Source organism: Elizabethkingia bruuniana (assembly GCF_002024805.1).
Taxonomy (GTDB): domain Bacteria; phylum Bacteroidota; class Bacteroidia; order Flavobacteriales; family Weeksellaceae; genus Elizabethkingia; species Elizabethkingia bruuniana.
This window is the reverse complement of the sequence record NZ_CP014337.1, coordinates 162,631-178,500: the sequence shown is the minus strand read 5'-3', so window position 1 is coordinate 178,500 and position 15,870 is coordinate 162,631. Positions and strand designations below refer to the sequence as shown.

Genomic DNA, 15,870 nt, shown 5'->3' with positions numbered 1-15,870 from the left:
GAATGTTTAATTGAAAACTTATTATAAGCATTGTATATGGTTTATTTTATGCATAGGTCTATAATATATCATAAGTGAAAAATATTTACTGAACAATTTTCTAAAACAATTATTAGTTTTAACAAACCAAATTTATACATAAATAATCAATAAAAATGCTGTTTCAACTCTATAGTTATTTAACTTAAATCAATACTGTTATTCTTAACTCATTAAGAGTAACAGATAATTAATTTGTATTGTGGAATGACTTCATTACTTGATCAATGAATGGATCTATTTTTTTTATTTGGAGATTTTTATCGAAAATTGAGCCTATTTTATATGAATTTTCAGCATATTCTTTTCTTTTAAATTCATCATCGTATAATTTAATAATTGTATTAAATAGAGAATCTGTATTACCTGGGATGTAATTTAGCCCCACTCTTTCCTTTTCAACAATGCTTCCAACCTCTCCTTTTAATGAATTAATAACTGGTAATCCAGCTGCTGTATAATCATAAAATTTATCCGGCATTTCAACATTTGATATCTCAGTATAAATGGACAAACCAACATCACTTTTACTATACAAAAATGAAAGACTTTCAGGTTTTAACTTTCCTAAGTATAATACAGTCTCCGAACCATTTTTAGCTGAAAATTCCTGAACTTCTTTTTTCAAAGGTCCATCACCAGCTATTAAAAACTTAATAGAATTATTTTTATTATTTATAACTTTCTTTGCTACATCCAAAAGATTCAAAATATCATAAGAAGGCCCCAATGTTCCTGCAAATGTGTACCACAATTCTCCTTCTTTTTTTAGTGGGAGTTTTTTTAATAATTCAGGATCGGGATTAGCATTATCCCTAAACTCTGAAACATCAATACCATTATATATAACTATATTTGGTTTATTTTTAAGGCTTGGTACGATTTTCATGGGAATATCCATATAAGGTTGTGCAAGAGATATAAATCCATCCAGATCAGAATAAACTTTTTTCCTATTTCTAAACACAGGATAAAAGCACATATTAAAAAATTTTCTCATTTTTTTTGGAAATGAATTGATGATAAGCTCAGGCCATAAATCCATTTGATCATAAATCACAGGAACAGATAGCTTTCTTGCAAGTTTATACCCGGCATAACCAAAACTAAGTGGAGATTCACTATACAATATCAAATCTGGTTTCTCATCAAAATGATAATTATAAACTTTATATGAAAAAATTATATCTCTGAAAAATCTTCCAAAGGATATATTTTTATCATACCCTGGCGTTGGAACAAGTCTTATCTTAAAATTATCATTAATAAAAATATCTTTCCATCCTGCAGATCGTTGTTTCTTAAAATGGTGTGAGAATGAAGATGTGTACCAAATAACATTATGTCCCAATGAGGATAAATAATTTCCAATAATTGTGAACCTATATTCTCTCCATTTCTCCTCTGGAATAGGAATTGGGCCATATGGATTGATGAGTATAATATTCATTATTTTATTAATTTTAAAATTAGTTTTATGTAAATTCAATACTTTAAATCAAAATATATGATACTTTTTTTGTATCCGTTGAATGTTTATATTTCAAGAGAAAAGTAGATTTTTATAATTCAAAATATTTCTATATAACTTTTCTCTCTTTTATAATAGTAAATAAGGATAAGCTCAAAATTTCTGTTTTCTCAAATATTTTTCAGGGAATTTTATTTTAAAAACAAAGAATGCTGCTATACAAAACCAGGAACCTACCATAAAATAAAAGATATCAACGAAGAAAGAATAAAATGAGAATAGAAAAAATATAGAATATAAGAAAACACCATTGATATTACGCATTGTATTTATAGCTCCCATAATTATTCCGATAATGAAATAATAAAACAAAGATCCTATTAATCCAAGAGAAAATATAGAATCTGCCAAAGAAGAAAAAACATTAAACGGTTGAGGAACATAAACAATATAAGAATCCATTTCCCATTGAAACTTTATTCCAAAGAGTCCTCCTATATTTCTCACCAGGTTATGTTGTGAAAGGTTTATATTAAATAAACTATATCCATTTTCTTTTAAAATCTGGCAAAACGCAGGAACAGAATTAGTAAAATAAGAGACAAACATACTTGATGTATTATCTGAAATTGACTCATTTGTGTGTTGAGTTCTTGAATAGGTAATAAACGTAATAAATGCGAATACAAATACTGCCATAATTATGGCTATCATTTTGATTCGTTTATCAAAAACAAGTCTTTTTGTTTTAATTAAATAGATAATTGCTCCCATTAATGTCCCAATCATCAAAACTATACCACCTTTTCCCCCTGATGAAAGAGAATAAACAACAAATAATATAACAATAAAAAAAAACAAGGCTGGCTTTTTTTTGTAAACTAATGTATATACGGGAGCAATTGCCGCCAAAGGATATAAAAAATTGGTTAGAAGAACAGTTGCAGGACTCACTTCAATTTCTTTTAATAATAAATTTGATCTCAAAGTCGCTACCTGATTCAACACTATAGCATCAATCAGATTTACAGATTTCGAAAACATATATAATCCTAGCAACGATAATCCTAGAAATAAATAAAACAGTGTTGTAATGCTTAATTTAATCTGAAGCGGGAAGCGCTTGAACACGACTTCTTTTTTATCAAAAATTAACACTCCAAATCCCAATATAAATAAATGAGCAAAGATGATAATGATACCTTCTTCACTGATATAATCTACAGCAGGTCTATTAAATAAAATCAATGCAAAGAGTACAATTAGCCAAGTGAAAATAAATGTATTTAATAGAAAATTATTTTTCCCTATTTTTCTTATAATAAAAAGAAAAATAAGTAAAAATAAGCTCATTAATATTATAAAAGTAATCATTAAGCTGACAATTTTTGTTTATAATAAAAAGTTAATAATAAAAAGCTTGGGACAATTGTAAAAATAGTCATAAAAAATACAAATAGATGATTATTTTCTTCAATATTATTTTTAAAAAAGAACAAACTTAGAACATATAATCCCACAAAAACAGGCCCTATCATTGAAATCCAAAAATATATCCCACTCATAAGTTTACTCCTCACTACTAGGCTACTCAGATTTACGCCAAATGAATATAAACCTATCATTATAATAAAAACCACCCAATTATTAATAAAAACCCCTAATATTGAAAGTATTAAAATGCTAATTAATGCCATAATTATTGCACCTTTCCTTTTCAACTCTCCTGAGAACATTAGACTTAATTGTTTATAAGAGAATAGTAAAGTAATGCCCCCGTTAATATATTTGTTAATAAGTACATAATCATTATAGTGTTTAGTGCCAATTGCTCTTTGAATTAAAAAATCGAAAAAGGGAAATAATATATATGGGCTATGTAATAATATGGAATTAAGAATATCTATACCCCCATCACTATAATTGAACACTACCAGTCTTTTTTTTACAGAACTATAAACATAATATAATATTATCAATAAGCCTATAATAATTAAAACAAATACAATTGTATTGACAAACAAAGTAGTAGGCAATAATACTGAATTAATAATAGAAAATAAAAGATAGTTAAACATCTTTTTCCTTACTAACATTATATATAGTATCGCAGAACTTAAAAAAGAAACAAGAAGAATTAATGTGGTTGTGCAAATATCAATATTTGCAAAATAATATCCTACTAATGGAATTAATATAACTACAGTTAAAGGCAAGAGAATTTTCCTTCCCTTAATTGCATTTCTATTTTTTATGTAGGTGAAGCCTATTAAGATTAGTGAAAAGTATGAAGAGATACCTTGATATATTGGCAATCTATTTGTGACATTTTCAAAATGAGAAAATTTTACTATATAAGAAAAGACAATTATTCCAAGAAAAGGGGGAACAAATGTCATTAACCTAAGTAAAAGTTGATTTTCAAGATTGATTTTCATAAACCTTATTTGAAACTATAGGCCATAAGCCCTAATTTGGAACAGATGTTTCGAAGAAATACATATTGATTTCTAATACTTTTACCAGTTGTTCCTGAAGTCCCTGAAAAATGAGGATAGGCAACTCTTATTCCTTTTTTAGTTTTTTTAATTAATTGTCTATATAATACAGATTCCATATATCCAGAAGTCTTTTTATTATGAAACTGTATTGATTTTTCAATATTTTCTTTATAAAAATCTAAAGAAACTTTATAAAAAATACTCATAACGAAAGGTTTAATATTTCTTATTGGTGAAGGGTAATAAAAGAAGAAGATATTAGGATGCTGATCTATAATATGAAAAATATTTTCTAAATTATCAAAAAAATATCTGGGTGTAAGCTTTACAAAACCTCCAGCTTTTTTTACTAATTCAGAATGTTCTACCATATAGTTAGTAATTTGCATTTCACCATGACCTTTTCCAAATTCTGAGACTAAACCTTTATCCTGCTGAAATAGTATTTGTTCAATAATAACTCCTTTTGATCGAAAACTCTCTATTTCATTATCTGATAAAATTGGATTATTTGATCCATCAACAATAACAATTTCCTTAAAGATATTCTTATTGATTATGGCATATAAAGCCTCACGAGATTCTTTTAGTCTTATATTACTGTCCGTAAGCGCGCTTTCAAAATCAGTAAAAGATCTTGTAACACTAGGTAAAAAAAGTGGGTATTCGCTATTCAAAATACAAGGTTATTAAATTAAAATGCAGTGACCTTTTACATACATTCCAAGATCATCTTCTAGAAATTGTGGTGCAACAACTATAGAGTCATTATCTAAAGTATGTGCTGCCCACCACGAAAATGTACTTGGCGCACAATATAATTTTTCAGAAGAAACCATAGTTCTAAAATCTTCTATAGCGTTAGCAGAATTTAAAATCTGTATGCCCTCAATTTCAGAAAAAAATATTTTTGCATCTTCATAACTATCAGTTACAATATAGATTTTACCAGATTCATTTTTAAGCATTTCTCTTATACTTTCATAATACTTTCCGTGCATTGCGGCCCACCCCGAATCTCCCTTCCTATAGTGTACAACAATTTTATATTGGGTGTCTAATTGATATTTATTTTTTATTACAGAACCTAGACTTTGTAAATCATCCCTATGGTTATTTAAAAAAGATTTCTCTTGAAAGTATCCAAAAATATTGGTTGATAATTTCGTATTATCTAAATTCTTTTTATTGATATAAAAAGTTGAAAATTTAAAAAAAATACCTGAAAATTTACTAATAAATCCTATTAAAACTGCAAAAAAAGCATAACTATTACTAACCTTTTTGATTTGTGAATCTGTTATTAAATCAACATATAATTTTTGATGTATACTCCATTTAATAGTCTTTGTAATGAAGTTACGCTCAGTTAAGGTGGTTATATAAGAAATATCTGTATTACCTTTTTTCTTTATAATATTATATGCGAGAATTTGAAATAAAACATTTCCAAATCCTCCCATAAGCCATATTTTTTTCATTAGGAATGTTGAATATACCAGTCAAAAATTTTCTTAACTCCATCCGATATCTCAATCGAATGTTTCCAGCCTAAACTATTTATTTTGGATACATCAACGAGTTTTCTCATGGTACCATCCGGTTTTGAATCATCAAAAGAGATTATCCCATCATATCCAATTGTATGAGCAATCATAGTGGATAGATCTTTTATACTTATATCATTTCCTGTACCGATATTAATATGGGTATTTCTGACTTCTTTTCCTTCTGGTGTAACATTATTGAAATTGATATTTTCCATAACAAAAACACAAGCGTCTCCCATCTCCTCACTCCATAAAAACTCTCGCATTGGTTTTCCTGTACCCCACAATTCTAGCCTATCTTTATATATACCATATTTATTTAATATTATTTCTATGTCTTCCTTAATATGATTACCAGAAATACCTTCGATTGGTCTTTTATGTAAATCTTCTTCTATAATATCCCAATCATTATTCTTCAAAGCCTTAGCTAAATATATTTTCCGGATCATTGCTGGTAAAACATGACTTTTTTCAAGATCAAAATTATCATTCGGACCGTACAAATTGGTGGGCATTACAGAAATAAAATTAGTCCCATATTGCAGATTAAAACTTTCGCACATTTTAATCCCTGCAATTTTAGCAATTGCATAGGGCTCATTCGTGTATTCTAAAGTATCCGTCAATAACTCATTTTCATTAATTGGTTGATGTGCATTTTTCGGATAAATACAGGTACTACCTAAAAATAATAATTTTGTGACATTATTTTTATAAGAATTATAAATTACATTCTGCTGAATTTGAAGATTTTTATATATAAAATCAGCTCTGTATACATTGTTAGCCATAATACCCCCAACATAAGCAGCTGCTAAAAAGACATATTCTGGTTTCTCCTTTTCAAAAAAATTTGCAGTAGCTATTGGATCCAATAAATCTAATTCTTTAGATGTCTTTCCAATAAGATTAGTATATCCTTTAGCATTAAGGTTTTTCCATATAGCAGAGCCTACCAAACCTTTATGTCCTGCTACATATATTTTACTATCTTTCTGCATAACCTATCTATTTTTCTGTGCTAATGCTAAGTCATGTTTTACCATTATTTCAACCAACTCATCAAAACTTGTTTTTGTAGGGTTCCAACCTAATAAAGTCTTCGCTTTTGTAGGGTCTCCAAGTAAAAGTTCCACTTCAGCAGGGCGGAAATATTTAGGATCAACCTCTACCAAGATTTTTCCTGTAGCTTTATCAATACCTTTTTCATTTTCACCAGTTCCTTCCCAAACGATTTCAATACCAGCTACTTTAAAGGATTTGGTAATAAACTCTCTTACAGTATGCATTTCACCTGTTGCAATAACAAAATCTTCAGGGACATCATGCTGTAGCATCAGCCACATACATTCTACATAATCTTTTGCATATCCCCAGTCTCTCAATGCATCTAGATTACCCATATATAATTTTTCTTGAGTACCTGCTACAATTCTTCCCACTGCCAATGTTACTTTTCTTGTAACAAATGTTTCTCCTCTTCTCTCACTTTCATGATTGAACAATATACCGTTTACAGCATACATACCGTATGACTCTCTGTAATTTTTTGTAATCCAAAAACCATATTGTTTAGCAACTCCATAAGGAGACCGCGGATAAAATGGAGTTGTTTCTTTTTGAGGAACCTCTTGTACTAAGCCAAATAATTCTGAAGTTGAGGCTTGATAAATTCTTGTTTTATTTTCCATTCCAAGAATCCTTACTGCCTCTAAAAGCCTAAGAGTACCAACAGCATCAGTTTCTGCTGTATATTCTGGCACATCAAAACTCACTTTAACGTGACTTTGTGCAGCAAGATTATAAATCTCATCGGGTTGAGTAATCTGAATGATACGCATTAATGAGCTTGAATCAGTCATATCTCCATAATGGAGATTAACAAGTCTTTTTTGATGCATATCTCTAACCCATTCATCAAAATATAAATGTTCAATACGATCAGTATTAAAAGAAGAAGACCTTCTTATAATACCATGTACTTCATATCCTTTTTCAATTAAAAATTCTGCCAAGAAAGAACCATCTTGTCCTGTTATACCTGTTATTAAAGCTACTTTTCCCATGTTATTTTATTTTATTAGATTAGAGTTTTTCTGCTCTAACTTTTCATATACTTTTTTTACTTCTTGTGATTTATCTTTTTTAAGAATTAATATTGCATTATCCGTATTTATAAAGATAACTTTTTTTAACCCTAAAAATTCTGTATGAACATCTGTTCCTATTACCATATTACCATATTTATCTACAGGATATCCATTATTTATGAAATAATTATAAAGAGATTCAAACGATCCCATATCAGACCACTGAAATCTTGCTTTAACTGCTTTTATCAACTTAGTTTTTTCTAGTACAGCATAGTCTACTGAAATTGATGGTATTTTTAAACTATCTTCTAATGGAATTAAATTTTTATCTTGAACGTTGAATGCCTTGCATGCTTCTTCATAAACAAAAGGAGCATATTTTTTTAATTCTTGTAAAAATATGCCTGCTTTGAAGCAAAACATTCCAGAATTCCAATAAAAATCACCACTTTTCATAAATTCCTGAGCTGTCTCAAGATTGGGTTTCTCTCTAAAACTTAATACTTCTCCATTTTTAATTTGTATATACCCAAAACCAGTTTCTGGCCTAGTAGGTATTAAACCAAAAGTTACGATATAATTTTCTTTAGCTAATTCAACCGCTTCCAAAACAGATTTCTCATACTCACTTCTACCTTCTATTAAATGATCTGATGGAGTAACTAAAAGAATATCATTTTCTCGTGCAGCAAATGCAGCAAATGCAATAGCAGCCGCGGTATTTCTAGGTGTTGATTCTATAATTTGAGTATATTGATCATATGAAATTTTAGACAGCGCCTCATCAGAAAGTTTGTAATTTTCAATATTACCTAAAACAAAAGCTTTATCACATAATGACTTATTTCTCAAAGCAGTTAGTTGAAACAATGACTTATTATTAAATAAATCAAGATATTGTTTAGGCTTATTCTTTCTGGAAAGAGGCCATAACCGACTTCCTACACCACCTGATAGAATTACATTTATAATTTTAGACATTTATAGCTTATCTTTTATCTTTTCAATCCAGTTTTTTTCTTTAACTCCATAGCCATAGCCATATTTATTTCCATAACCAAAATCATTTCTACCAACATCATTTAAAACAAAACCTACATTTTTGATTTTCGCTTGATCAATATTACTATTTGCAAATTCTATCAAAGCCTTTTCAGTATATTTAGAGCGTGTAACATAAATCGTAGTATCTGCCAGATCTGAAATTAAAAAAGTATCAGTTACTAACATTAGTGGAGCAGTATCAACAATTATATAATCATATTTTTTTCTTAACTCTTCTAACAATTCGTTATAACGTCCATTAGTTAATAACTCTGTTGGATTTGGAGGTATCATTCCTGAATAAATAACATCTAAATAGGGATTAAATGTAGACACATGAATAATATCTTCAAGACGAGTTTGATCTGAGTACAAATATTCAGTAAGTCCTTTTAATCCTTTTCTTGCTGTATTATAACGCTGTAGTTGTGGATTTCTTATATCCGACCCAATAATAATCACCTTTTTATTAGGTGTTGCTAAAGTCAATGATAAATTTACAGATGTGAAAGTCTTCCCCTCACCCTTAACAGTAGAGGTAACAAATATAACCTTACCTTTTTCCCTTTTCGGCAATATAAAATTCATATTTGTAATGAGAATTCTAAAAGCTTCAGCCATTGGAGATAAATCATTCATTTGAACAATATCCGATTCTCCTTTTTCTATACTAGGTATTTCACCAAGTATTGATGCATGAGATAATTTTTCCAAATCATGCTTAGATTTTATTTTATTATTAAAAAGCTCGGATAGATAAATTATAGCAAATGGCAGCAAGATCCCCACAAGAAGCCCTCCTAATAAAAACATTATTTTTTTTGGAGATACAGGTTCTTCTGAAGCATAGGCTTTATCAATAATTCTTGCTTTATCTGCAGTTATTGATTGAGAAATTGCAGTTTCTTCTCTTTTTTGTAATAATAACAAATATAAGTTTTCTTTAATTTGCTGTTGTCGTTCAATTCCTCTAAACATTTTTTCAATAGAGGGTAATTTAGAAATTTTTCCGGATACTTTATTTTGCTCACCTACATATTCGTTTCTAGCCAGCTCTAATCCATTCTTATTTCTCTGTAAGCTTTGCATTACAGATGAACGCATATTATTAATTTGCTTTGTGAGATCTATCACTATGGGATTCTCAGTTGTTGCTGATTCTAACAATCGATTTCTTTGTAATACCAATTGATTATATGCAGAAATACCAGCTATAGCTTCCGGGTTAGCTAAACCAACATTTGAAGGTAAAACCTGATATTGTCCTTGATGAGATACATAGTTAATTAGAGCATTGGTTAATTCAAGTTGTCCATCTAATTCTAATTGCTTAGCTCTGGCTGCAGCAGAACTCTCTAAACTGATTTTGGCTTCAGTTTCTATATCTGTTAATTGGTTTTTTGATTTAAAATTTTCTTTCTCATTCTCTACTTGTCCTAACTCTCCTGATAATTTTTTTATTCTCTCTTCAATAAAAGCTAACGTCTTACTGGATTCAGAATTTTTATCCTGAATTGCATCGTTATTGTATGCTACAACTAAAGCATTCAGAACATCCTTTGCTTTCTGAATCTGAGCATAATTCATTGATAGCCGGATAACTGTAGTTTCTTTACTTGTAAGATTAACCCCTAATAATTTTTGCATATTGGTAACCTTATTCTCCAACGTAATAACATTAAGTTCAAGGTTATTTATATTATCTATATCTTTTATACTTTGTGCATCATATTTATCATTTTTCATAATGATAATATTAGCATATGGTAATCCTATAGTTTTACCGAAGGAAGCTACAATATCTTTATCTAGCTCACTAGAAGAAATAAATAATTGATTACCTTTAATTTGTAATTTCAGTGGCTTTTTAGGAAATTTGACATTTTTCTTCTCATTAACAATTCTGACTTCTATTGGAGATGTTGATTTATATAATTCAACTTTTTTAAGCCCTGCATGAGCAAAAATATCAGTTTGCAAGTTTAAACGATCTACTACATCCTGCATTAATTTTTTAGATTTAAAAATCTCAATCTCGTTATCAACACTATTAGTTTTCATACCTCCAAATCCAGAAAGATCTTGAAGAATATTCATTTCAGCCCCCCCTTGTGCAGAATTATTTTTTGCATCTTTTATTAACACAGTAGATTGAATCTGATAGACAGGAGTTATGAATTTCAATACAAAAAAAGCAATAATTGAAGCTAGAATAGCACAAATAATAAACCATGGCCATCTAAGTAAATATGGTTTAATGATCTCATTAATGTTAACTTCTTTGTTTGTATATTGATTATCTTGTGACGGTGCACTCATTATGCTAAAAATTATTTTTTAAATACTAAGGCTAAAATAGTTACGACAATACTGGCGACTGATATATAAATAGGCATATTTGGATCCAATCGGGATGTTTTCTCTTTAGTTTTATTTGCAGAAACATAGATTACATCTCCTTGTTTTAAATTGTAATATGGAGATTCCATGAAATCAGAACGTGTTAAATCAACACGCACTTTTTCTATTTTACCATCTACAGTTCTAACCAATAAGACATTATCTCTCACACCATATATCGTTAAATCTCCAGCCAATGCCAATGCTTTCATAAAATTAGTTTGTCCATCAGTAATAACGTATTCTCCCGGACGAACAACCTCCCCCATCACTGAAACTCTAAAGTTATTCAACTTAACACTGATAGTTGGTTCTTTAATATAGCGAACAAGTTTATTATATAAACTTTGTTTGAATTGCTCAATAGTCATTTCCTTTGTGTTCAGTTTTCCTAACACCGGAAAATCTATTTCTCCATTAGAATCAACAACATAAGAAGGTCCGGATGCTGTAGGCGTGGTAGGACTTACATTACCTGTTAATTGAGGATTTTGTAGTATTTGGCCAGATGAATAGTTTTGATTAAATGGCTTTACTACATCTAAATCTTTTGCCATAACATTAATTACTAATTGATCTCCTGGCTGTAGAGTATTATTCTCCATTCGGAGTGCCATTTCCGTTGCTGTTTTATCAACATCCTGCAAATAATTAATATCATTACGGGTACGACATGAAACAATTACTAGGGTGGCTAACAACAGCATTAAAAAGCTTCTGATCTTCATATTTTTCTTTAAAATCGAATATTTGCAAATATACAGTTTTTGACTTATTGTTTATCCAGAACTTCAAATATTGAATTGTTACTTTTAAACTCAGGTACAATTATCTTTAATTGGCGCACCACTTCTAATTTATCTCTCCTCACTGCTGCTTTAGTCACCTGATTAGCCAATAGTTCAATATTTTTATATTCCATATTAGGATCTTTAGAAATCATAATTTTCTCATTATGAGTGGGTAGGTTTTTTGTATTATCACTCAATAATTCTTCATACAGCTTTTCTCCAGGTCTTAATCCTGTATAAACAATTTTTATGTCAGTCTCTGGTTCAAAACCCGATAACTTAATCATACGTTTTGCAAGATCTAAAATTTTAACTGGTTCTCCCATATCAAAAACAAAAATCTCACCCCCTTGTCCCATTGTACCAGCCTGTAATACCAACTCACAAGCTTCAGGAATAGTCATAAAATAGCGTACAATTTCTGGGTGCGTAATGGTTATAGGACCACCTTTCTCTATCTGCTTTTTGAAATGAGGAATAACGGAGCCATTTGACCCTAATACATTACCAAAACGGGTTGTAATAAATTTCGTTGTATTTCCTTCAGTATGTTGTAAGGCTTGCACAAAAAGTTCGGCTGTTCTTTTAGACGCTCCCATTACATTTGTAGGATTCACTGCTTTATCAGTAGAAACCATTACAAAGCGATTCACTTTATATTTACTTGATAAACAGGCTAAATTCTTAGAACCTAAAACATTTACCAGTATAGCCTCATGTGGATTTTCTTCAATAAGAGGTACGTGCTTATAGGCTGCAGCATGATACACCATAGAAAACTCATACTTCTGAAATAGTCTTTCTAATCTGTGTCTATTTGAAATATCTGCTAAAACAAATCTAAACTGTACGTGAGGGAACTTTTCTTTCATTTCCAGTTCAATTTCATACAATGGTGTTTCCGCCTGATCCAATACGACAATTAATGAAGGATTAAATTGAGCAACTTGGCACACAATTTCACTTCCAATAGAACCTGCTCCTCCAGTAACTAAAACGCATTTATTAAAATGCCTTTTCTTTACCTCTTCATTATCTAATTTTATAGATTTTCTATTTAAAAGATCTTCAATTTGAAGACTTTTTATATTTGTTCCCAGATCATTTTCTCTCATTTTTTGGACAGAAGGTGCTTTAAGGATCAATAATCCTTTTTCCAAAAATAGATTAACCCACATATTCATTTCATCACGGGTAAGATTCTCTTTAATGATAAGAACTCCTTCAACATCTAAGTCATCTATAGCTAAAGACTTTAATTTATCTTTAGTATATATTGGTTTACCTAATATTTTGGCATTAGTTGTATCATAACGTTGCGTTAAAAAACCTTCTACATAATAAGGCAAGCTAGAATTATCCAAAATAGCGCCAGCCATTGCAATAGATTCTTCCCCAATGCCTAATACTAATATTCTTTTTTTAAGAGAACTTCTTTTATATTCTCTTAACATATGGAAAGACTCTTTAACAACAAGTCTAAATAAAAACAGAAAAGCAAAAGATGTTGCAAAATAAAATCCCAAAAGAGGAATCAGAATAAGATGTTTACCTGTTATAGTAAAATAACTATAATTAATAACAATTACTACTATTGTTGTACAAACGCTTGCCGTAAACAATTTAAACAAATCCATAAAAGTAGAATGTCGAATAATTCCTGAATACGTTTTAAACATATACATAAACAGAACATTCACTGAAATAACCATCAAAAATTTCTGAAAGACACTTATTGACGGATATGGTTTAACATTTAGAGCTTCAACAATAACAAAGGAAAGTGCAAGTGAGAAAATAAGGATAAGGACATCAATAAATAGAACTATCCATCTTGGCAGATATCGTATATCCGTAAGATTTACCAGGTTATTCCCTGAATAAATCTTACGTTGCACATTTTTTATTTTATTCATTAATTTGGTTAGTGTTTGTGTGTGTTTTTAACGTTAAATTGTCAAATATATTTTCTAATATTAAAAATTTTATTTAACAAAATTTACACCAAAAAAACATTATTCTCAAGACAATACTTGTTCTTTTTACAAGTAGATAATACTTGAGTCTATTAGCGTGTAAAGATACATATAATTTGGTATTTTTACTTATTTAGTAATATTTTCTATAATCAACTCATATTCATAACCTTTTGTCACTAGAAAGCGAATTAATTTATTTTTCTTTTGAAAATCATTGAGCCCTTTATAGGTAGGCAATAGTTTTTCAGCGAAGATTTGTATCTGTTTTGTATAGTCATCCTCATAAATTTCATCCATACAATTCTGAATTAATTTTTCAGAAATGCCCTTCATTTTAAGTTGCAGCTTGATTTTTTGTTTTCCCCAGTGCTTTATATAAAATTTACCTCTAATATAGCTTCGTGTAAAGCGTTCTTCATTTAGATAATTTTCATTTATCAGATATAATAATATTTCATCTTTAGCTTCAGGAATCAGTAAAAAACTCTGCATCTTTTCCTCCACTTCTTTATGACATCTATCCTGATAAACACAGTAATTCACCAACTTTTGTTTAATCTCCTGAAAAGTAAAACTTGTGTGTTCGTTTTGCATTTTTTAATCTTAATCTCGGTCAAGAAAAATAAAAGAACAGCCGCAAAGCTATTCTTTTATTTATAGATAAATATATTAAGCTTTATTAATAATTAAACAAAGACTTTCCTTCCATTAATTTATTTACTTTTCCCTTTACAGCATCTAGCACTTCATCATTCTTTATGTTATCTACCACTTCTGAAATTAATCCAGCAATAGTTTCCATATCATTTTCTTTTAGACCTCTTGTTGTAATAGCAGCAGTTCCTAAGCGGATTCCTGAAGTAGTAAATGGTGATTTATCATCAAACGGAACCATATTTTTATTACAAGTAATATCAGCTTTTACTAAAGCTTTTTCAGTTTCTTTACCATTAACATTTTTATTACGAAGATCGATTAGCATCAAGTGATTATCAGTTCCACCACTTACAATATCAAAACCATTATCTATCATAGCTTTTGCAAGAGCTTGTGCATTTGATTTAACTTGCTTTGCATACACAGTAAACTTATCATCCAGAGCTTCTCCAAAAGCAACAGCTTTACCAGCAATAACATGCTCTAGTGGCCCTCCCTGAATTCCCGGAAATACAGCTCCGTCCAGAACCTGACTCATCATTTTGATCTCTCCTTTTGGCGTTTTATGTCCATAAGCATTTTCAAAATCTTTCCCCATCATAATCATACCTCCTCTTGGACCTCTTAGTGTTTTATGAGTAGTAGTGGTTACTACATGACAGTGCTCAAATGGGTTATTTAATAAACCTTTTGCAACTAAACCAGCAGGGTGAGCAATATCAGCCCATAGCGTAGCTCCGATCTCATCTGCGATTTCTCTGAACTTTACATAATCTAGATCTCTTGAATAAGCCGAAAAGCCAGCAATCATCATTTTTGGTCTTTCTCTAAGAGCGACCTCCCTCATTTGATTATAGTCTATAAGCCCTGTTTCTTTTTCAACTCCATAAGAAACAACTTCGTATTGTATTCCTGAAAAATTCACAGAAGAACCATGAGTTAAGTGTCCTCCCATGGACAAATCCATTCCCATTATTTTATCTCCAGGCTTCAGAACTGCTAAATAAATTGCAGCATTAGCCTGAGAGCCTGAATGAGGTTGAACATTTACATATTCCACACCAAAAAGCTCTTTTGCTCTATTAATTGCCAAAGTTTCGACCTCGTCTACCACTTCACAACCTCCGTAATATCTTTTTCCGGGATAGCCTTCTGCATATTTATTTGTCAACACACTCCCCATTGCTCTCATTACATTATCCGAAACAAAATTCTCGGAAGCAATAAGCTCCAGTCCGTGGCTTTGTCTCTCTCTTTCTTTTTCTATCAGGTCAAAAATGATATCACTCATAATTTAATTTAGGTATTTCAAGTTTTAATATTTCAAAATTACTGATTATTT

13 protein-coding genes are annotated in these 15,870 nt (G+C 30.0%); all 13 read right to left on the bottom strand.

All coding sequences use genetic code 11. The annotated features are described in order from the left end of the window. Positions 1 to 229: 229 nt before the first annotated feature. Positions 230 to 1,489, bottom strand: coding sequence for a glycosyltransferase family 4 protein (locus AYC65_RS00835; RefSeq protein WP_034866495.1), 1,260 nt, complete (start codon positions 1,487 to 1,489; stop codon positions 230 to 232). A 174-nt stretch (positions 1,490 to 1,663) separates the two neighbouring features. Continuing rightward, a complete protein-coding gene (locus AYC65_RS00830) occupies positions 1,664 to 2,884 on the bottom strand; it encodes an O-antigen polymerase (protein WP_059333912.1) in 1,221 nt (406 codons plus the stop codon). Next, positions 2,884 to 3,948, bottom strand: a complete 1,065-nt coding sequence (locus tag AYC65_RS00825; RefSeq protein WP_059333913.1) for a hypothetical protein — start codon at positions 3,946 to 3,948, stop codon at positions 2,884 to 2,886. Before AYC65_RS00825 ends, AYC65_RS00830 begins: the two co-directional genes overlap by 1 nt. 5 nt (positions 3,949 to 3,953) lie before the next feature. Further along, positions 3,954 to 4,688 carry a hypothetical protein gene (locus tag AYC65_RS00820; RefSeq protein WP_059333914.1) on the bottom strand — a complete coding sequence of 245 codons (735 nt, stop codon included), beginning with the start codon at positions 4,686 to 4,688 and terminating at the stop codon, positions 3,954 to 3,956. Positions 4,689 to 4,700: 12 nt separating this feature from the next. Next, a complete protein-coding gene (locus AYC65_RS00815; RefSeq protein WP_034870777.1) occupies positions 4,701 to 5,492 on the bottom strand; it encodes an O-fucosyltransferase family protein in 792 nt (263 codons plus the stop codon). Continuing rightward, on the bottom strand, positions 5,492 to 6,565 hold the full coding sequence (locus tag AYC65_RS00810) for a GDP-L-fucose synthase family protein (protein WP_034870778.1): 1,074 nt from the start codon (positions 6,563 to 6,565) through the stop codon (positions 5,492 to 5,494). The genes AYC65_RS00815 and AYC65_RS00810 overlap by 1 nt, the downstream gene beginning before the upstream one ends. A gap of 3 nt (positions 6,566 to 6,568) precedes the next feature. Next, positions 6,569 to 7,630 carry a GDP-mannose 4,6-dehydratase gene (gene gmd, locus AYC65_RS00805; protein ID WP_059333915.1) on the bottom strand — a complete coding sequence of 354 codons (1,062 nt, stop codon included), beginning with the start codon at positions 7,628 to 7,630 and terminating at the stop codon, positions 6,569 to 6,571. Positions 7,631 to 7,636: 6 nt separating this feature from the next. After that, entirely contained in the window at positions 7,637 to 8,638 is a 1,002-nt protein-coding gene (locus AYC65_RS00800) for a mannose-1-phosphate guanylyltransferase (protein ID WP_059333916.1), read from the bottom strand. Next, positions 8,639 to 11,020, bottom strand: coding sequence for a GumC family protein (locus AYC65_RS00795; RefSeq protein WP_034870780.1), 2,382 nt, complete (start codon positions 11,018 to 11,020; stop codon positions 8,639 to 8,641). Between the two features lie 11 nt (positions 11,021 to 11,031). Then, the gene (locus tag AYC65_RS00790; protein ID WP_034870781.1) at positions 11,032 to 11,829 is read right to left on the bottom strand and encodes a polysaccharide biosynthesis/export family protein; all 798 of its coding nucleotides are present in this window, start codon (positions 11,827 to 11,829) and stop codon (positions 11,032 to 11,034) included. Between the two features lie 44 nt (positions 11,830 to 11,873). Then, a complete protein-coding gene (locus AYC65_RS00785; RefSeq protein WP_078674683.1) occupies positions 11,874 to 13,808 on the bottom strand; it encodes a polysaccharide biosynthesis protein in 1,935 nt (644 codons plus the stop codon). Positions 13,809 to 13,997: 189 nt separating this feature from the next. Continuing rightward, complete coding sequence (locus AYC65_RS00780; RefSeq protein WP_034869264.1) at positions 13,998 to 14,465, bottom strand: regulatory protein RecX; 468 nt, start codon at positions 14,463 to 14,465, stop codon at positions 13,998 to 14,000. Between the two features lie 85 nt (positions 14,466 to 14,550). Then, complete coding sequence (gene glyA, locus AYC65_RS00775; RefSeq protein ID WP_034869265.1) at positions 14,551 to 15,819, bottom strand: serine hydroxymethyltransferase; 1,269 nt, start codon at positions 15,817 to 15,819, stop codon at positions 14,551 to 14,553. Positions 15,820 to 15,870: the final 51 nt, after the last annotated feature.

Excerpts from the sequence above, each read along its gene's own strand:
- AYC65_RS00800 (WP_059333916.1), bottom strand. The coding sequence starts at position 8,638 with ATGTCTAAAATTATAAATGTAATTCTATCAGGTGGTGTAGGAAGTCGG.
- AYC65_RS00825 (WP_059333913.1), bottom strand. The coding sequence starts at position 3,948 with ATGAAAATCAATCTTGAAAATCAACTTTTACTTAGGTTAATGACATTT.
- AYC65_RS00795 (WP_034870780.1), bottom strand. The coding sequence starts at position 11,020 with ATGAGTGCACCGTCACAAGATAATCAATATACAAACAAAGAAGTTAAC.
- AYC65_RS00780 (WP_034869264.1), bottom strand. The coding sequence starts at position 14,465 with ATGCAAAACGAACACACAAGTTTTACTTTTCAGGAGATTAAACAAAAG.
- AYC65_RS00810 (WP_034870778.1), bottom strand. The coding sequence starts at position 6,565 with ATGCAGAAAGATAGTAAAATATATGTAGCAGGACATAAAGGTTTGGTA.
- AYC65_RS00830 (WP_059333912.1), bottom strand. The coding sequence starts at position 2,884 with ATGATTACTTTTATAATATTAATGAGCTTATTTTTACTTATTTTTCTT.
- AYC65_RS00790 (WP_034870781.1), bottom strand. The coding sequence starts at position 11,829 with ATGAAGATCAGAAGCTTTTTAATGCTGTTGTTAGCCACCCTAGTAATT.
- AYC65_RS00785 (WP_078674683.1), bottom strand. The coding sequence starts at position 13,808 with ATGAATAAAATAAAAAATGTGCAACGTAAGATTTATTCAGGGAATAAC.
- AYC65_RS00815 (WP_034870777.1), bottom strand. The coding sequence starts at position 5,492 with ATGAAAAAAATATGGCTTATGGGAGGATTTGGAAATGTTTTATTTCAA.
- AYC65_RS00835 (WP_034866495.1), bottom strand. The coding sequence starts at position 1,489 with ATGAATATTATACTCATCAATCCATATGGCCCAATTCCTATTCCAGAG.
- gmd (WP_059333915.1), bottom strand. The coding sequence starts at position 7,630 with ATGGGAAAAGTAGCTTTAATAACAGGTATAACAGGACAAGATGGTTCT.
- glyA (WP_034869265.1), bottom strand. The coding sequence starts at position 15,819 with ATGAGTGATATCATTTTTGACCTGATAGAAAAAGAAAGAGAGAGACAA.